General features: G+C 69.6%; 13 protein-coding genes and 1 pseudogene. 5 read left to right on the top strand and 9 right to left on the bottom strand.

The features are described 5' to 3' along the window. Positions 1-442: 442 nt before the first annotated feature. Positions 443-1054 carry a MarR family transcriptional regulator gene (locus ABZS97_RS37675; RefSeq protein WP_356145550.1) on the top strand — a complete coding sequence of 204 codons (612 nt, stop codon included), beginning with the start codon at positions 443-445 and terminating at the stop codon, positions 1052-1054. A 156-nt stretch (positions 1055-1210) separates the two neighbouring features. On the opposite strand, the gene ABZS97_RS37670 is transcribed toward ABZS97_RS37675, so the two are convergent. Next, positions 1211-2632, bottom strand: a complete 1422-nt coding sequence (locus ABZS97_RS37670; RefSeq protein WP_356145547.1) for a DEAD/DEAH box helicase — start codon at positions 2630-2632, stop codon at positions 1211-1213. 415 nt (positions 2633-3047) lie between these two features. Between ABZS97_RS37670 and ABZS97_RS37665 the strand changes: the two genes are divergently transcribed. Next, complete coding sequence (locus ABZS97_RS37665; protein ID WP_356145545.1) at positions 3048-3881, top strand: PIG-L family deacetylase; 834 nt, start codon at positions 3048-3050, stop codon at positions 3879-3881. A gap of 295 nt (positions 3882-4176) precedes the next feature. Further along, positions 4177-5250 (top strand): LacI family DNA-binding transcriptional regulator, encoded by a 1074-nt coding sequence (locus ABZS97_RS37660; RefSeq protein WP_356145542.1) that lies wholly within the window; start codon positions 4177-4179, stop codon positions 5248-5250. Between the two features lie 85 nt (positions 5251-5335). On the opposite strand, the gene ABZS97_RS37655 is transcribed toward ABZS97_RS37660, so the two are convergent. The 5 genes from ABZS97_RS37655 to ABZS97_RS37635 form a co-directional block, all read right to left on the bottom strand. Then, a complete protein-coding gene (locus ABZS97_RS37655) occupies positions 5336-7900 on the bottom strand; it encodes a CBM35 domain-containing protein (protein ID WP_356145539.1) in 2565 nt (854 codons plus the stop codon). A gap of 87 nt (positions 7901-7987) precedes the next feature. Then, complete coding sequence (locus ABZS97_RS37650; protein ID WP_356145536.1) at positions 7988-8842, bottom strand: carbohydrate ABC transporter permease; 855 nt, start codon at positions 8840-8842, stop codon at positions 7988-7990. Beyond that, on the bottom strand, positions 8839-9795 hold the full coding sequence (locus ABZS97_RS37645) for a sugar ABC transporter permease (RefSeq protein ID WP_356145534.1): 957 nt from the start codon (positions 9793-9795) through the stop codon (positions 8839-8841). Before ABZS97_RS37645 ends, ABZS97_RS37650 begins: the two co-directional genes overlap by 4 nt. A gap of 76 nt (positions 9796-9871) precedes the next feature. Then, positions 9872-11185 carry an extracellular solute-binding protein gene (locus ABZS97_RS37640; RefSeq protein ID WP_356145532.1) on the bottom strand — a complete coding sequence of 438 codons (1314 nt, stop codon included), beginning with the start codon at positions 11183-11185 and terminating at the stop codon, positions 9872-9874. Between the two features lie 118 nt (positions 11186-11303). Further along, positions 11304-12374 (bottom strand): LacI family DNA-binding transcriptional regulator, encoded by a 1071-nt coding sequence (locus tag ABZS97_RS37635; RefSeq protein WP_356145530.1) that lies wholly within the window; start codon positions 12372-12374, stop codon positions 11304-11306. A 236-nt stretch (positions 12375-12610) separates the two neighbouring features. Between ABZS97_RS37635 and ABZS97_RS37630 the strand changes: the two genes are divergently transcribed. Beyond that, complete coding sequence (locus ABZS97_RS37630) at positions 12611-14653, top strand: glycoside hydrolase family 36 protein (protein ID WP_356145556.1); 2043 nt, start codon at positions 12611-12613, stop codon at positions 14651-14653. Positions 14654-14738: 85 nt separating this feature from the next. On the opposite strand, the gene ABZS97_RS37625 is transcribed toward ABZS97_RS37630, so the two are convergent. The 3 genes and pseudogenes from ABZS97_RS37625 to ABZS97_RS37615 all read right to left on the bottom strand — a co-directional run. After that, positions 14739-15104, bottom strand: a complete 366-nt coding sequence (locus ABZS97_RS37625) for an RICIN domain-containing protein (protein ID WP_356145553.1) — start codon at positions 15102-15104, stop codon at positions 14739-14741. Beyond that, positions 15101-15970 carry a LacI family DNA-binding transcriptional regulator gene (locus ABZS97_RS37620; RefSeq protein WP_356145528.1) on the bottom strand — a complete coding sequence of 290 codons (870 nt, stop codon included), beginning with the start codon at positions 15968-15970 and terminating at the stop codon, positions 15101-15103. Before ABZS97_RS37620 ends, ABZS97_RS37625 begins: the two co-directional genes overlap by 4 nt. Before the next feature lie 141 nt (positions 15971-16111). Beyond that, positions 16112-16468: pseudogene (locus ABZS97_RS37615) on the bottom strand (VTT domain-containing protein); the annotation flags it as partial. Positions 16469-16646: 178 nt separating this feature from the next. On the opposite strand from ABZS97_RS37615, the gene ABZS97_RS37610 reads away from it, so the two are divergent. Continuing rightward, complete coding sequence (locus ABZS97_RS37610) at positions 16647-17420, top strand: maleylpyruvate isomerase family mycothiol-dependent enzyme (RefSeq protein WP_356145526.1); 774 nt, start codon at positions 16647-16649, stop codon at positions 17418-17420. Positions 17421-18115 lie beyond the last annotated feature (695 nt).

Raw genomic sequence — 18115 nt, 5'->3', positions numbered from 1 at the left:
AGAAGGTCCTGACCTGCCCGGACACGACCTTCTGCAACACGCTTTAGTCCAGCTGGGGGCGGGCGGATCGCACCCGCCCCGGCCGCAGGATCCGGATCCGGCACCCGCAGCACACCCGGCACCTGCTCTCGGTCAACGGCGAAGGAACCTTCAGGCTCTTCTCGTAGTAGTCCGCGCGCACACGGCCCCGACCGTCGACGGAGTGCCGGATCTCGTAGGACCCCTCCCAGGCGTGCCCGCATCGCAGGCACACGAACGAATAGGCTTCACGTATCGGCTCGGACTTCAACGTCATCACGTCCCTCGTCGCCGCAACCGTCGCGCCCGCACGGCTCCCGCCGCTCGTCACCTCCACGGTAACATTGCATCCTGCAATGATTACAGAGGTGAAGGCATCGGGCCGGATCACGGGATCAGCGGACAGAGAGGTGGAACGGACGCGATGACGCGGCAGGATTCCCATCGCCCCCGGACCCGCGGTGAACCGCTCTCCCCCACGGAACTCGACCGCGAGGCCGAGGAGGTCACCCTTGCCGTCATGGCCGCATCCAGGCTGCTCATCGCCATCTCCGCGCGCGCCCTCGCGTCCACCGACGACTCGTTGACCCTGCCCCAGCTGCGCGCCCTGGTGGTGCTGGGCACCTGCGGGCCGGTCAAACTCGCCGCCCTGGCCGCGACCTTGGGGGTCAACCCGTCGACCGCGCTGCGCATGGTCGAACGCCTGGAGTCCGTCGGCCTCATCGACCGCAAGACCAACCCCGCCAACCGGCGCGAGGTCGTGCTGAGCCTCACCCCCGCCGGCGGGGCCCTGGTGGAGCGGGTCCTCGTGCACCGGCGCACCGAGATCCGCGCCCTCGTGCAACAGCTGCCGGCCGCAGCACGCGCCGGTCTCGTTCCCGCGCTCAAGGCCTTCACCGACGCGGCGGACGAGATGGCCGTGGACCCCCTCGACGAGATGCGTCGCGTCGGCGGTCTCATCGACGACCCGCTGAACCCGCGCCCGCCGGACGCCCCCCAGGGGGGACGCCGTCGCTCGAAGGACACAGCCACCTGAGGACGCCCCGCAAACACTGGACCGGCAGGGAAACCGGCGCAGTCATGAGGCGTTGACCAGCTCCTTCACAGGAGCACTCCCGACTGACGGAAGCCGCCCCGCACGACAACCGGAACGGCCCCGAAGGCACCCGTACCGCAGTCCGGGAAGCCTGTCTCAGCCGCTGCGCCGCACCCGGGCCGCCTTGCGGGCCTCCGCGAGCTTGCTCGCCTCGCTGCTCTTGCGGGACGATCTGCCGCCGGAGCCGCCCTTCGCGTCCTTGGTGGTGCCCAGGCCGCGGAACGGGGCGTTGTGGTTCTTGGGGCGCGCTGCGGCCGGCCCGCCGTCGAGAGGCTCCCCGGAGGGAGCCTTGGCGCCGGTGATCCGGCTCAACTCCGCCTCGCCGGACCGTACTTTGGTGACCTTGGGGGCGACGTCGGCGTCCGCCATGACCTGGCTCGTCTCGCGGCGCTGTCCCGACAGGACGAGTGTCACGACGGTGCCGGAGCGGCCGGCCCGGGCCGTGCGGCCGGCGCGGTGCAGATAGTCCTTCGGGTCGGTGGCCGGGTCGACATTGACCACGAGGTCGAGGTCGTCGATGTGGAGGCCGCGTGCGGCGACGTTCGTCGCCACCAGCGCGGTGACCTGACCGTTCTTGAACTGGGCAAGGGTCCGGGTGCGCTGCGGCTGGGCCTTCCCGCTGTGCAGGGCGGCGGCGGCCACGCCGCTGGCCCGCAGATGCCGCGTGAGCAGGTCGACGCCGTGCTTGGTGTCCAGGAACATCAGGACGCGGCCGTCCCGGGCGGCGATCTCCGTGCTCACCGCGTACCGGTCGGGGCCGTGCACTACGAAGACGTGGTGCTCGATCGCGGGGACGGCACTGGAGGAGGGGTCCACCGAGTGGACGGCGGGGTCGCGCAGGTAGTCCTGCACCAGCTGGTCGACGTCGCGGTCGAGGGTGGCGGAGAACAGCATGCGCTGCCCGTCGGGACGCACCTGGTCCAGGGCTTCGGTGACCTGCGGCAAAAACCCCATGTCACACATCTGGTCGGCTTCGTCCAGGACCGTGATGCGCACCCGCCCGAGGCGGCAGCCCTTCCGCTCGATGAGGTCGTGCAGCCGGCCTGGCGTGGCGACGACGATCTCGGCGCCGTCGCGCAGCGCGGCGGCCTGCCGTCCGATGGACACTCCGCCCACCACGGTCGCGAGCCGCAGCCCCAGTGCCTCGGCGTACGGGGTGAGCGCCTCACCGACCTGTTGCGCCAGCTCTCTGGTGGGCACCAGAACGAGTGCCAGCGGCTCCTTGGGCTGCGCACGCCGCCCCGCCGTCCGGGCGAGCATCCCCAGGCCGAAGGCGAGAGTCTTGCCGGATCCGGTGCGGCCCCGGCCCAGGACGTCCCGACCCGCGAGCGCGTTCGGCAGTGCCGCCGCCTGGATGGGGAAGGGCACCGTCACGCCGTGCTCGTCGAGCGCCCGCAGGATCTCGGCCGGCAGCCCCAGCTCCGCGAAGGACGCCGCCGGGGGTAGCGCCGCGGTGGCGCCCGACGCCTCGGACGCCTCATCCTGCTGCCGGGTGCCGGCACGTGCTGATTCGCTCACAGAAAGCCTTCCTCCGAAGGGACCGTACCGAGGAAGGCGCGGCGGGGACGCGGCCACCTGCCAGGGACCGCGAAACCGGGCACCGACACAGCGACGCTGCAAATGCTCCACGCTAGCACGGGGCACATCGCCCGGGCCTCCCACGGCCGCGCCGCTCAGCCGTGCAACGACAGCCGGACCCGCCTGCCTCGTTCGCGTCGAAACGTCGAAACACCGACATCTGGAAGGCCAGACGGCCGCAACGGGAACAGCGGGTCCGGTCGGCACGGTTGCATCGACCGAGGGACCGGCGCCGCACGGGCGGGGAACACGGAGACCACGAGGTCGTCCGCCCCACCGGGATCCGGGCCCCAGGATCGCGGCACGCCCGCCGCGAACCCGGACGACGACGTTATTTCCGCAGGAGGACTGTTTCATGACTGGCCGGCCCTTGACGCTCATGGCAGTACACGCCCACCCCGACGACGAGGCCACCGGGACCGGAGGGGTCCTCGCGCAGTACGCGGCGGAAGGCATCCGCACGGTTCTCGTGACATGTACCGACGGCGGTTGCGGTGACGGGCCGGGGGGTGTCAAGCCGGGCGATCCCGGGCACGATCCGGCGGCGGTCGCCTTGATGCGCCGTCAAGAACTCGAGGCGAGCTGCGAGGTCCTGAAGATCAGCGATCTGGAGATGCTGGACTATGCCGACTCCGGAATGATGGGCTGGCCGAGCAACGACGCCCCCGGATCCTTCTGGCAGACCCCCGTGGAGGAAGGCGCGGCCCGACTCGCGGAACTCATGCGGCACTACCGACCTGATGTGGTCGTCACCTACGACGAGAACGGCTTCTACGGCCACCCCGACCACATCCAGGCCCACCGCATCACGATGGCGGCCCTGGAGATGACCGAGCTGACACCGAAGGTGTACTGGACGACGATGCCCCGCTCGATGATGCAGCGGTTCGGCGAGATCATCCGCGAGTTCGGTGACGACATGCCGGAGCCGGATCCCGCCGAGGCCGCCGCGCTGGCCAAGATCGGCCTCCCCGACGACGAGATCACCACGTGGGTGGACGCCACCGCGTTCAGCGGCCAGAAGTTCGACGCTTTGGCCGCGCACGCCAGTCAGGGCGAGAACATCTTCTTCCTCAGGATGGGCAAGGAGAGGTTCGGGGAGTTCATGGGCATGGAGACCTTCGTACGTGTCCAGGACGCCACCGGCGCGGCCGTACCCGAGAAGGACCTCTTCGCCGGACTGCGCTGATCCGCCCGCCCGACCGGTCGGCAGAGCCCCTCACCCGGGGCTGCTGACTCGGAAGGTGCGCCACAACCCACGTCTCAAGCCCGGCGGTCTGCTCCGATCAGGACAGACCGCCGGGTCACGAGGGCGGTCTTCGGCGCCAACTGAACCGATGGCCAGGCGTTGTACTCCCTTGCCGGGAGCGCCCCCCAGCTTCTGCGGCAGCCCGGGACAGCATGACTTGCCCTGATATAAATACCGGGCGAAGGCCGAGTCCCCGCTCTTGACGGGTGAGGTTGTGAACGTTCACAATCCCTACATGGATGTGACCGGTCACACTAGCTCCGGCAGCCGCTCGGATCCCGGACACGGACCGCGCAAGGCCGCCAGTATTCGGGACGTCGCTCAGGCTGCGGGCGTCTCGTACCAGACCGTTTCGCGGGTCATCAACAGCCACCCGAACGTCCGCGAGGAGACCCGCAAACGGGTCGAGGCAGCCATTGAGGCGCTGGGATTCCGACGCAACGCCACCGCGTTCGCACTGGCCAGCGGCGTCGCCCGGTCGGTCACCGTACTGACGTCCAACACCACCCTCTACGGCTATGCGGCCACCCTCCAGGGCCTGGAGGAGGCAGCCCGCGCCGCGGGCTACTCGCTGGGCGTGAAGCTGCTGACGCCCGAGGACGACCTGGACCGCACCATCTCCTCGGCCGCGGCCGAGGGTGGCGGACTGATGGTCATCGGCTTCGACCGGCTCGCCGCTGCGGCCCTGGACCGCGTCCCGCAGCACGTGCCGTGCGCCGCGATCGTCGAGGCGCCCTCGCACGGCCGGACCCCGCCCCGCCCGGCCGTGTGGGCCGACGACCGCGAGGCGGCCCGCACCGCCACCGCGCACCTGCTGGAGCTCGGCCACCGGACCGTGCACTACGTCGCGATCCCGACGTCGGCCGGAACCCGGCGCTCGGAAGGGCCACGGGCGCAGGGCTGGCGGGCAGCCCTGGAGGCGGCCGGCATCACCCCGCCCGAACCCCGCGGCGGCAAGGGCTGGGACGCGCAGGTCGGCTACGACGAGGGACGGCGGCTCGCCGACGATCCGGGCGTCACCGCGATCCTGTGCGGCAACGACGACCTCGCCCTGGGCGTGCTGCGCTCCCTGCACCACGCCGGTCGGTCGGTACCGGGCGACGTCAGCGTCATCGGCTTCGACGACGCCCCGCACTCCGGGTTCCTCACCCCTGCTCTCACCACCGTCCGGATGGACTTCCAGGGCCTGGGCCGTGATGCCTTCGCCCTCCTGCGCGGTCAGCTGGAGCACGACTACCAGCCGCCCGCCCCGACGTTCGCCCGCACGCACCTGATCATCCGGGAAAGCTCGGCCGGCACCGGCACATGAACCCAATGGCGACAGGTGCTCGCCTCGGCGAATCCTGTGATGACGACGGCCGGGACCTCGGCAGAGGCCCCGGCCGATGGGGACGTCAGCCGGTCACAGGCGCGACGGTCACCCGGTCGATGTTGGGCGCGTACGCGGAGGAGTTGCTGAAGGTGATGGTGTTGGTGCCCGCGGCGAGGGTGACGGGCACGGGCAGGTCCCAGTAGCTGGTCCAGCTGTAGTTGTTGCGGAACATGACGGTCTGCGCGGTGGCGCCGTTGACGGAGATCCGGGCGGCGCGGGAGACGACGTTGGTGTTGTAGTTCCCGGAGCCGGAGACCTGGTTGTTGGCGTAGCGGACGTTCATTACGTACCGCCCGGCACTGGGCGCGCTCACCTTGACGGTGAGGGTGTTGGCCGAGCCGTTGCCGACGTAGCCGACGTACTTGCCGCCGGACGCCCAGGTGTCCGCGGTGACGGCGGCGGTGCCCCCGAGGGTGCCGTTCTCGGCCTCGTAGGAGGTGACGCCCGTGGTGTCACCGTTCGCGGCCACGCGCAGGTCGCGCACCGTCAGCGTGGTGGAGCCCGAAGTGGCGGCGGTGATGCGGTTGTTGCCCGCGGACAGGTACAGCCGCGCGCTCTTGTCGGCGAGTTTGCCGCGCGTGGAGGGCAGTCGGACAGCGGTGACGCCGTCCAGGGCGAGCGTGCCGGACCCGTTCGAGGAGTAGTCGGTGTGGACGGTGTAGTAGCCGTCGGTCGGCGCGTAGACGTCGAAGGCGGCCGAGGAACCCGCGCGCAGGGCCAGGGCGCCGGCGCCGGTCGTACCGGAGGCCGTGTAGGTGTACCTGGGCGATCCGGTGATGTCCGCGTACGTGGCCGGGTAGGCGGTTCCCGTGCCGGCGGCGGCCGTGAGGTCGATCTTGTCGAGGGTGACCTCGTTGGTGCCCTTGGCCAGGGTGATGGTGTGCGTGCCCGCGGTCAGGGACACCGAGGCGCCCGCCGTGGAGCGGTAGGTCCAGTTCAGGGTCGGCGCGTAGGTGAGCGTCCGGGACGAGCCGCCGTCGACGGTGAGGGTCTGGGTCGCCGGTCCGCCCGACTGGTTGCCGTAGAAGACGTTGAGGTCGTACGTGCCCGTGGTCGGGACGCTGACGCTGAAGGCGACCTTGCTGCCGGCCTGGTTCAGGCTGCCGACGTCCTTGGTGCCCGAGGTGGCGTAGCCGTACGCGTTGGTGACGCTGCCCTGGGTGTAGACGGTGCCGTCGGTGATGCTCGCGCTCTCGGCCTCGTACGACGCCGACCAGGGAGCGCTCGCCGCGGCGGGCTTTCCGGTGCCCGCGGGATTGACGACGATCCGGTAGGCCGCCATGGGGTCGAGACCGGTCAGCGGCACCGTGATACTGCGGTGCGAACCGACGGTGTACCTGCTGCGGGCCAGTACGGTCGGCGCGGGGCCCGCTCCTTCGTAGCCGCTCCAGGCGGTGCGCTCCACGGAGACGTTGACCTGGCGGCCGAACGACGCGGGTATGTGCTGGACGACGGTGTCGGCAGAGCCGGAGGTCCCGCCGCCGAGGAGAACCTGGGCCTGCTTGCGGCCGGTGTCGAGGGACGCGATGCCCTGCAGTGTGTCGATGACGTTGGCCTGCGGCGGGGTCACCTTGGCGGTCTTGCCGGTCAGGCCCGCGTACCAGCGCAGCAGCCACCAGTCGCCGTTGGGGATGTTGGTCTGGCTGACGTTGCCGTCCAGGTTTCCGGCGACGTCCCAGTACGCCTGGTCGGCGTAGACCTTGTTGCGCTCGAACATGGACATCCACTGGACCATCTGGCCCGGGACGGAGAGGTCGCGGCGGTCGCCGTACTCGTTGATGTTGACCGGGCGGGGGCTGATACCGGCGTTCTTCTCAAGGGTCCGGTAGGCGGCGAGGTTGCCCTCGAAGTGGGACAGGGAGCCGGGGTCCAGCTCATGCCAGGTGGTCATGTCCGGCAGGACGTTGTTGGCCTTGGCCCACGGGTAGAAGTCGCCCATGAGGCGGGCGTCGTAATGCGTCTCGTTGGGGCCGGCGATCCTGGCGTCGGGGATGATCGACCGGATCTTCTTGTAGACGGTGGTCCAGTCGTTCTCGAAGCTGCTGAGCGCGCTGTTGTACGTGGCGGTGGTGGAACTGCCGAGCCCGGTGTACCAGTTGCCGTCCGGCTCGTTGAACGGCACCCACACGAACGTGCTCGCGTCGGAGCGGGCGGCGACCTTGCGGACCATGGTGTCGACCTTCGACAGATAGTCCGTCAGCCCGAGGTTCTCGTAGGGCCATTGGGCGTAGACGTCCTGCATGTAGATCAGGTTGTCGCCGCCGCCACCTCGGGCGAAGGCGGGCTGGACGGCGAGCGCGTCACCGTTGGGGTGCTGCGCGCCGTCGGGCGCCTTCTGGGCGATCGAGGTCATGTGCAGGGGGGTGACGATGTTGTCGCCGGGGACGCCGTCGTCGCTGAGCCCGTACAGGGCGCCGTTGGCTCCGTGCATCACGGACCCGGTGGCTTGGCCGAGGTCGACGGTCAGCTGCGGGGTGGCGGCCTGCGCGGCGGGTACGGTCACAGCCGTGCCCACGAGGGCGGCGGCGACGGCGCCCGCGCCAACGAGAGTGCGGAAGCGTCCGGATCTACGAGCTGTTCGAGGCATGGCTGTCCTCCTCCTCCCGCGGCGTTGCGGGAGGCTGTCGGTGTGCATGGGGGTGACCGGGGCGGGCGAACGCGCCGCGTCCCAGGGCTACTTGACGGCGCCGCTGGTGATGCCGGAGACGATGCGGCGCTGCGCGACGACGAAGACGAGGACCATCGGCAGGCTCATCATCACGACGTAGGCGAAGATCAGATGCCAGTTGTTGAGGTAGAGCTGCGCGTTGGCGACCTGGTAGAGGTTGAGCGGCAGGGTGGCCATGTCGCCTCCGCCGAGCACGAAGAAGGCGTAGAAGATGTCGCTCCAGGCGAACAGCATCACCATGATCGTCGCCGTGGCGATGACCGGGCGCAGCAGCGGCAGGATGATGCGGAAGAAGACCCGCAGCGGGCCCGCGCCGTCCATGCGCGCCGCCTCCTCCAGTTCCTCGGGGAGGGCGCGGATGAACCCGGTCATGAAGAAGATCGAGGTGGACAGGTACATCCCGGCGTAGACGCCGATCATGCCGGGACGGGTGCCGGCCAGGCCCAGTTGGCGCAGCTCCATGACGATGGTGATCACCGCGGGTGGGAGCAGCAGCCCGCTGATGCTCAGCGCGTACAGCGTGCCGACCAGGCGTCCCGAGCGGCGGGCGAAGACCCAGGCGGCGCCCGCGCCCAGCAGCAGGACCAGGACGACGGAGGGCACGACGACCAGCAGGCTGTTGACGAAGCCCTGGACGACCTTGCCCTCGTCGAAGCTCTGCTGGTAGTTCGCGGCTGCCTGCATGTGGTGCGGCAGGGAGAGGTTGGGTTTGATCGCCTCGGCCTGCGGCTTCACGGAGGTCACCGCGACCAGCCAGAGCGGGATGCCGATGGTGACGGCGGCGATGAGCAGGACGCTGAGGGGTTGCACCCACCGCAGAGGACTTCGGCGTACGGGGGCGAACGCGGGAATCGTGGTCACTGGTTGTTCTCCCTCCGCCGCAGGCCGACGATGACGGGCACTGCGAGGACGACGACGATGAGGAAGAGAATCAGGCTCATCGCGGACGCCTGGGCGTACAGGCCCTGGCCGAAGATGCGGAACATATAGATGTTGAAGACCTCGGTCTCGCTGCCGGGGCCGCCCGAGGTGGTGGCCTGGACGATGTCGAAGGTGTTCATGGAGCCGATCAGGGCGGTGGTCACGTTGAACGTCACCGCGGGTGCCAGCAGCGGGAAGCGGATCGACCAGAAGGTGCGCCAGGCGCCGGACCCGTCGATGCGGGCGGCCTCCAGGACGTCGTCGGGCATGCTCTTCAGGCCCGCCAGGTAGATGAGCATGGCCAGGCCCATCCACTTCCAGCCGTGGATCAGCGTCACCACGACCAGGGTCCAGGTGGTCGACCCCAGCCAGGGGGTGTCGACGTGGTGCCCTGCGAGGGAGGACAGCACGCCGTTGAGTGCCCCGTCCTGCTCCAGCAGGGCCTTGAAGATGTAGCCGACAGCCAGGGCGGAGATCAGCACCGGCAGGAAGAAGACGGCCCGGAAGAATCGGTTGAAGCGGGTGTCGCGTTCCAGCAGCAGCGCGAGACCGAGGCCGAACCCGTTCTGGAAGAGGGCCACGAGGACCGCGTACTCCAGGGTGATGCGGATGTCACGGGCCATCGACCCGTCGTGCAGGATGGTCTCGAAGTTCGACAGGCCCACGAAGCCGATCTTCGAGTGGAACGCCGACCAGTCGGTGAACGGGTAGACGAAGTTCAGCAGGTTCGGCAGCAGGAAGAACACGCCGAAGACCGCGAGCGCGGGAACGGCGAACCACCATGGCTGGTTGGGCTTCCTGCGAGGCCGCTTGCGCGGGCCGGGACGGACCGGGCGGCCCTGGTCCTTCGCCCGCTCGGCGTCGATGACGTCCATGGTGGCGGTGTCCACCACTTTCTTACCTCCGGATGCGGCCCCCGGGCCGCCGTCTGCGGGTGGCCCGGGGAAGGGGCTGGAGAAGGGGCGCCGGTCAGAAGCCGGAGACGCCGCGCGCCTTCAGGACCTGCTCGAACTGGTCCTGGGCGGCCTGTGCGACCTGCTTCGGCGTCTTCTTGCCGTAGATCATGTCGGCCAGGGCGAGGTGCATGTCGGGCGCGGTCAGCGCCTTGACCTGGAAGACGCCGGCGGCAGTGGCCAGGGCCTTGGACTGCAGGAGCGCGGTCTGCGGCAGGCCGGCGGGGTTGGCCACGGACGGCTCCACCGAGACGAGCTTGTTGGCCTTGAGGTAGTCCGGGTAGTTCTGGCCGAGCCAGAAGGACAGGAACTGGCGGGCGGCGTTCTGACGCTTGGTGTCGCCGGTGTTGAAGGCGACGACGCCGTTGGTCTGGTCGGGCGAGTACTCGGCCTTGGCCGCGCTGTTGGCGATGGGGAACCAGCCCAGCTTCTTGTCCATCTCCGCCGTGCTGGAGGTCGCCTGGATCTCGGACTGGAGCGCGGTGACGTTCACGGCCATCGCAGCGCTGCCGTCCATGATCGCCTTGCCCTGGTCGACGAACGTGGCGGTCTTGTAGTTCTTCTGGGCCAGCCCGCCGTCGAGGACCTTCGTCTTGTACTTGGTGATGGCGTCGACGATGGTCTTGTTGGTCCAGGAGTCCTTGTTCTTGTTGAGGTTGTCCCAGAACGACTGGGGCAGGTCCGTCATCTGCAGCTGCACCTGCCACTGCAGTGGCCACTTGTCGCCGCCCACCTCGAAGAACGGGGCCGCGTCCGTCTTCGCCTTGATCTTCGCGGCGTCGGCGAGCATCTCGTCGTAGCTGGTCGGCATGGTGGTGATGCCGGCCTTCTTGAAGACGTCCTTGTTGTAGTAGACGCCGAGGACGGCGGGGCTGGTGACGATGGCGGCGTAGCGGTGACCGTCGACCTGGCCGAGGCCCTGCTCCGTCTTGCCGAGCTTGGAGACCCAGTCCTCGTTGTCGAGCTGCAGCAGGTTCTTGGCCGGCTGCACGAACGGCAGGGTGCTGCCCGTGGGCTGCCAGAACATCAGGTCCGGCTTGACGCCCGAGGCGAGCTTGGTCGGCACGTTCGACTCGTAGGGGTCGGGGATCACCTCGGTGGTCACCTTGGCGCCGGTGGCCTTCTCGAACGCCTCGATGGCCTGCTTGGGCTGCGCGACGCTGTTCTGCGCGGTCCACATGGTGAGCTCGACGCCCTTGAGGCTCGCGGTCGGGTCGACCTTCCCCTGAGGAGCGGCGGCACTGTCGCCACCGGCGGTGCCGTCGCTGCACGCGGTGGCGGTGAGTCCGAGGACGCAGGCAGTGGCAAGGATGGAGACGGCTCTTCTCATGGCAGGATCCTTGGTCGTGCTGGAGGGACGGGGCAGGGAGAAGCGGTACTGCGGACATGGGTGAGGGCGGTCGGGAGTACGACTGACGGGGAGGGAGCGGACGAGCGGGGGCCGCGGATCACGCCTCGCGTTCCCCGGAGCTCTCCCGCAGGACGAGCTCGGGGTCGGCCGGGACGGGCGCGAAGTCGTGGCGGTCGGTGTCGAGTTGGGCGCGCAGCAGCTCGAAGGCGGCGCGGCCCAGTCCGGGGAAGTCCAGTCGGACGGTGGTGAGGGACGGGGTGAGGAACTCGGAGTGCGGAGCGCCGTCGAAGCCGATGACGCTGACGTCCTGCGGGACCCGTCGGCCCTCGTGGTGCAGGGCCCGCAGGACACCCAGTGCCAGGTCGTCGTTGCCGCAGAGAATCGCGGTGACGTCCCGGTTCCGGGCAAGTTTTCTTCCGGCCTCGTATCCGGCCCGGGCGTCCCAGCCCTTGCCGGACGGCGCGGGAGCGGTGACGCCGGCGGCTTTCAGGGCCTGACGCCAGCCTTCGGCGCGAGGTCTCGCCGAGCGCCGGGTTCCGGTCGAGGCGGGAATCGCCACGTAGTGCACAGTTTCGTGCCCGAGCGCCAGCAGGTACTCGGTGGCCGCCCGGGCCGCCTCGCGGTCGTCGGCCCATACGGCTGGACGGTCGGGCTTGTGACCCGGGGACGGTGCCTCCACGACCGCGGCGCACGGCACATCGGCCGGGACGCGGTCCAGCGCTGCGGCTCCGATCTGGTCGAAGCCGATGACCACGATGCCGCCGCCGCTGTCGACGGCTGCCGCGACCGCACGGTCCAGGTCGTCCTCGGGCGTCAGCACCCGGACACCGAGTGCGTATCCCGCGGCACGGGACGCCTCCTCCAGGCCCTGCAGGGTCGCCGCATAGCCGTAGAGCACGGTGTTCGAGGTCAGCACCGAGATCGACCGGGTGACCCCGCTGGCCAGGGCGAACGCGGTGGCGTTCCGCCTGAAGCCCAGGTCGCTGATCGCCTCCTGCACCCGTCGGCGCGTCTCGTCCCTGACGCTCGGCTGGTCGTTGATGACCCTCGAGACGGTCTGGTAGGAGACGCCCGCCGCCTTGGCGACGTCGCGGATGCTGGCGGCTCTGCGCTGCCCCCGAGAGGGCTCGGCAGGGCCGCCGAAGCTTGTGTGACCGGTCACGAACATGCGAGGATTGTGAGCGGTCACAACGTGGGCGTCAAGAGAGTGCAACCGAGGCGTTACTCCTCAGACATATCCGCCGGAGCGGCACAGCTCGCCCTCCAAGCGCGAAATTCCCAGCTCAGCGCCCACGAGAACCATCGTTGGACCGAACCATCCCGAAAGGGGAAATCGCGTTGACCACTGCCGTAGTCGACAGGTCCCGTATCTGGTCGCGCCCGGAACTCGGGCTGCATGCCGTCGTGGACGCCGCGGGATCGGTGAGACTGGGAAGACCCGACCAGGACTGGGACTGTCTGGTTCCGCTGGTCGAGGTCACCGCCACCGGCCATGGCCGCATGTGGTCGGGTGAACGTTTCATCGAGACGGCCATCGGTGACCGTCTCGCCTACCGGGGCCACGAGACGGTGGAAGAGGGTGGCCTGGAGCGGACGACGATCCGGCTGCAGGACCCCGTGACCGGCCTGGCCGCCGACGTCATTCTGGAGACGGGCTCGGGACAGGCCGGTCCTGGCGCCGGTTTCCTGCGGGCCCGGGTGTCTCTGACCAACGAGGGCGCTACGCCGCTCCGGCTGGAGAGCGTGACCACCCTGACCCTCGGCGGTATCGCCGACGCCGACGGCTCACTCGACGGCCTCACTCTGCACTGGGCGGACAACGACTGGCTCGCCGAATGCAGGTGGCACAAGGCCGCCTTCCGCGATCGGGTCGTCGCGCTGAGCCGGTCCGCGCACGGCCACGAGGGCCGCGGCTGCTTCGAGCGGTACTCGCAGGGCAGCTGGTCCACCGGCCGCCATCTGCCGCTCGCCGCCCTCACCGACCGTGACGGCCGGGCCTGGCTGTGGCAGGTCGAGTCCAGCGCGGGCTGGCGCTTCGAAACCGGTGAGCGGGATGGCTCCGCCTACTTCGCACTGTTCGGCCCCGACGACGCCCACCACCAGTGGCACCAGGTACTCGCTCCTGGTGAAGGGTTCACCACTGTGCCCGCCGTCCTCGTCCAGGCGGAGAGCGGCGGTCTCGACGCGGCGTTCGGCGAACTCACCGACTACCGCCGCCGCATCCGCCGCGACCACCCCGATCACCGGACCCTCCCGGTGATCTACAACGACTACATGAACACCCTCATGGGTGACCCCACCACCGAGAAGCTTCTGCCGCTCGTCGACGCGGCGGCAGACGCCGGAGCCGAGGTCTTCGTCATCGACGCGGGCTGGTACGACGACGACTCCCAGGGCTGGTGGGACGCCGTCGGCGCCTGGGAGCCCGCCCGCAACCGCTTCCCCGGCGGCATCGGCGAAGTCCTGGACGCCATCCGGCAACGCGGTATGACGCCGGGACTGTGGCTGGAGCCCGAAGTCGTCGGCGTACGCAGCCCGTTGGCCCACTCCCTGCCGCCCGAGGCGTTCTTCCGGCGAGGCGGCATCCGCGTCACCGAACACGGACGGCACCACCTGGACCTGCGTCATCCCGCGGCCCGCGCCCACCTCGACGCGGTCGTGGACCGGCTGGTGAACGAATTGGGCGTCGGGTACTTCAAGTTCGACTACAACATCAACAGCGGCCCCGGCACCGAGTCGGGCCCCGAAAGCCCGGGCGCCGGCCTGCTCGGCCACCACCGCGCCCACCTCGACTGGATGACCTCCCTCCTCGACCGGCACCCCGGCCTCGTCCTGGAGAACTGCGGGTCGGGCGGACTGCGGATGGACTACGCGCAGCTGGCCGTGGTGCAACTGCAGTCCACCAGCGATCAGCAGGACCTCCTGCGCTACCCGGCGATCGCCGCCGCGGCCGCGACCGCCGTGACACCCGAACAGGCAGCCGTCTGGGCCTACCCCCAGCCGGAACACAGCCTCGACGAGATCGCCTTCACCCTCACCAGCGCACTCCTCGGCCGCGTCCACCTCTCCGGCTTCCTCGACCGCATGAGCGACGAACAGTCCGCCCTCGTACGCTCGGCGATCCGCGTGTACAAGGACATCCGGCCGGAGATCGCCGAGGCGCACCCCTTCTGGCCGCTCGGACTGCCGACCTGGGACGACGCCTGGATCGCCCACGGACTTCGCACCCGGGAGTCCACGTATCTGGCGGTGTGGCGCAGAGGCCCCGGCAGTGGAAGCCACACGCTCGCCCTCCCTCATCTGCGGGACGTTCCCCTCGTCTCGGAGGTACTGCACTCCGGCCCGTCCGACATCCCCCTGCGATGGGATGCGGCTGAGGGCACATTGACCGTGTCCTTGCCTCGCCCGGACACGGCCGTGCTGGTCCGGTTGGGTGCCGCCCGCTGAGGCTGCGCTTGAGGGAATGGGAGCGGGCCCGCATCGTGGGCGGGCCCCCTCGCGGGGTGCGGTCTCGTATCGCGGATCGCACCCCCTAGCTCCGGCTCCACCTCTGGGTGGCGTTTCCGAGGGCCGTCCACAGTTGCACCTTCGAGCCGTTGACCGTCCCCCAGTTGGCGACGTCGACGGCGAGCCCGTTGGAGCGGTTGATGAGGGAACCGTCCAGGCGGAACCACCACTTCTGGCTGGACTTGCCGTTGCAGGACCAGACGATCAGTTCAGTGCCCGCGGTGGTGCCGTCACCGTCCGCGGCGAGGCAGTTGCCGGAGATACGGAGTTCACCGGCGGCGGTCTGCGTGATGGTCTGGTTCGCGTTCCCGGAGCAGTCGTAGATCTGCACCTGCACACCCGTCCGGCCGTTCGGGACATCGAGGCAGCGGCCGGAGTTGGCGCCCTTCAGCGTGAAGGTTGGTGTCGGTCGGCAGGGGGTCCTGGACCAACTGCCAGTCCTGCGAGCCGTCGCCGGTCGACGTCGCCAGGGTGACGGCGCCGTTCTGGGTCGCGCCCGTCATGACGCGCTGCCTCCAGGACGCCCAGCGCCTGCGCGTCGCTCGCCGCGAAGACGGCTGTGGGCGGATCGTCGGAGCGCAGGATCTGGAGACTGGCGAGCAGCGACTCCTCGAAGTCGAAGTCGGTCGAGCGCACGAGGGCCGAGTCGTAGCTGATCCCCGCCTCCTCCAGCGCGGCCCGGTAGCCGTGCAGGCGCGCCGCCCCGGCCAGCGAGTGGGACCGGCCCGCGACCATGCCGATCCGGGTGTGCCCGAGGCTCAGCAGGTGCTGCACCGCCTCCCTGGCGCCGCTCCAGTTCGTCACCCCGATGCTCGGGATGTCGTGACTCGGCGCGCTGAGCGGGTCGATCAGCACCACCGGCAGCCGCTGCTCGACGATCCGGCGCTGGTCTTCCTCGGCCAGCATCGAGATCACGATGATCAGCCCTGCCGCGTCGAGTGCCACGCACTCCTGAAGCCACTGGGAGATCGAGCGATGACCGGTCGTCCCGGTCACCACGCCCACGCCCAGTTCGTCGGCGGCGTCCACGATCCCGCGTACGACTTCCAGCGTGTACGGCCCCGACAGGTCCCGGAACACCGCGATGATCTGCCGCGGTGCGGCGGGATCAGGCTCTCCCGGGCGGACGTACCCGTGCCGTGCCAGCAGTTCCTCGACGCGGGCGCGTGTCGCCGCGCCGACGTCATGACGCCGGTGCACCACCTTGGACACGGTGCTGAGCGACACTCCCGCCTCACCGGCGATGCTGGTCAGCAAAGACCGTACTGCGCGTCCCCGTCCGCTCTGCCCCGATCTGTCACTGGTGGGCCTCGCCTTGCGCTGTCACTCGAAACCCCGCCGCAAACTAACGGGACGCAAAGCCCGGCGGCAAGGCCGCTGTGCGGAGTCGATCCGGAATCAGCGCGCCGAAGCCTCGTCATGGCAGGCCGGGCCGCCGCTCGGGTCGGCGCCATCACGTTGCCCGGGGCGCGGTGAGCGACGCCTCAGGAGTGTGACCCCGATGGCGATCAGGACGACTGTCGCGAGGGCGGGACCACCCAGGGTGAGCATCCGCTGGAGAGAAGACGCGGCGGCATATCCGACGCCGGCTTCCGCCGCCGTCCACAGACAGGCGGCAACGACGCTGTACGGAGCGATGCGACGGTAGGGCAGCCGGGTGGCGCCGGCGAAGTGGGGAGCGAGGGTGCGGACCACGGGCAGGAAGCGGGCCGGAAGGACGGCCCGGCCGCCGTGGCGGTTCATCAGCGTCTCGGCCCGCCGCCAGGTGGCGCCGGGGAGCCTGCGCCGGCACGGAACTCCCGCGTGATCGCATCGCCCAAAGCGCCCCTATCGCCCACTCCGTACCCCCGGTAAGTGATTCTTCAGGTACCGGCGGCAAGCGTGATCGACAGGGCACTGGACACGAAGTCCGAGCGCGGACACGATCGCGTTCATGACACCCGAGGATGCCATCGTCGCCACTGCCGACCGGATCGCGGAGCTGCTGGAGGCAGGGGCCGACCCACGGACGCCGCTGCCGGGCGCGGAGTGGACAGTGGGAGAGGCGGCGGCGCACCTCGCGCTGGCGGGGAAGCTGATGGCGGACCTCGGGGCGGGCGAGGACCGCCCCTACGGCGATGGAACGCCGAGCGGTCTCGCGGTGGCCAACCGTGCGGCTCTGACCGTCTTTCCGCAGCGGGATCCGGCGGTCCTCGGCGCGGAGATCGCGGTTACCGCCCGGGCCTTCGTTGCGGCCGCGGCCGGCCGCGGTCCGCGGGAGGCGGTGCTGACGCCGATGGGGCCGATGGACATGGCCACCCTGAGTTCGTATCTGCTCACGCACCTGCTCGGGCACGGATACGACATCGCGGTCGCCCTGCGCGGGCCCCACATGGTCAACCGGGAAGTGGTCGCGTTCACGCTGCCCTTCATGCGACTGGCCATGCCGCGTGTGGTGAACGCCGACGCGGCCGGCCACCATGCGTGCTACCTGTTGCGGATCGGCCGCGACCGCTTCGCCGTCACCTTCGCGGACGGCGTGCCCACGCTCACCGACACCCCGCCCCGGCGCCCCGACTGCACGATAGCCATCGACCCCGTCGCCTTCCTCCTCCTCGCCCTGGGCCGCTGGACCGCCCCCACCGCCATGGCCCGCGCCAAGGTCGTCGCCTGGGGCCGCAAACCGTGGCTGGGCCTGCGCTTCCCCATGCTCTTCACAGCGCCGTAGACGAGCGAGCAGACTGCCACCGGACGACTTCTTTGATCCGGCCGCGTCAAACCCCGCTCCGACCGGCGCGAGCGGGGTTTGCTTTTCCCGATGCCGGATGACGCACCTGTCAGGAGTACCAACGGCCCGCTCTCCGGGTTCGCGATCGCCGACGAACAGGGACGGACAGAACAGTGCTCTGACCAGCCTCTTTACAGAAGTCCTTCCGCCTGGCAGAAGCCGGCTTGCCGAGCCACCGCAACCCTCACGACTCTGATTCCAACCACGGCACGCGGGGCGAAGACGCCCCGCCCACAGGGACGGGAACCCCATGCCTCACATGACCGCCTTCGCCAGGAACCAGTGGTACAGCTAGCGCACCTTTCTGACCTGCGCTTGTGTGGGGTCGATGAGGCTGTGACCTGCTAGGACGGGTTGCAGAGACGAGCGGAGGCAGTCAGAGGAAAACGCTCCGGTTCGACCCCGGTTCGACCCGGGTCGATCAGAGACAGTCAGAGGCAACGACTTCTGCAACTGGGCTCTGAGAGACCTGAGTTGACCGGTGTGGATCAAGAGTGAACCACTCTGGCGGGGCTCTGTTTCGACCTCGGTCGAGCTGCAATGGGGACGCCTGCCTCCGCTCGGGGCCAGCCGTACGCGGCCTTCCAGGATTGCCGTCCTGGAGGCCTTGGCCGGCACCGAGTGGAGGTCGGTTC

The sequence above is a fragment of the Streptomyces sp. NPDC005485 genome (genome assembly GCF_040606085.1).
Classification (GTDB): Bacteria; Actinomycetota; Actinomycetes; order Streptomycetales; family Streptomycetaceae; genus Streptomyces.
This window is presented reverse-complemented; position numbering and strand designations above follow the sequence as displayed.

Coding starts and splice junctions, on each gene's coding strand:
- ABZS97_RS37665 (WP_356145545.1), top strand. CDS start 3,048: ATGACTGGCCGGCCCTTGACGCTCATGGCAGTACACGCCCACCCCGAC.
- ABZS97_RS37640 (WP_356145532.1), bottom strand. CDS start 11,185: ATGAGAAGAGCCGTCTCCATCCTTGCCACTGCCTGCGTCCTCGGACTC.
- ABZS97_RS37635 (WP_356145530.1), bottom strand. CDS start 12,374: ATGTTCGTGACCGGTCACACAAGCTTCGGCGGCCCTGCCGAGCCCTCT.
- ABZS97_RS37675 (WP_356145550.1), top strand. CDS start 443: ATGACGCGGCAGGATTCCCATCGCCCCCGGACCCGCGGTGAACCGCTC.
- ABZS97_RS37655 (WP_356145539.1), bottom strand. CDS start 7,900: ATGCCTCGAACAGCTCGTAGATCCGGACGCTTCCGCACTCTCGTTGGC.
- ABZS97_RS37660 (WP_356145542.1), top strand. CDS start 4,177: ATGGATGTGACCGGTCACACTAGCTCCGGCAGCCGCTCGGATCCCGGA.
- ABZS97_RS37610 (WP_356145526.1), top strand. CDS start 16,647: ATGACACCCGAGGATGCCATCGTCGCCACTGCCGACCGGATCGCGGAG.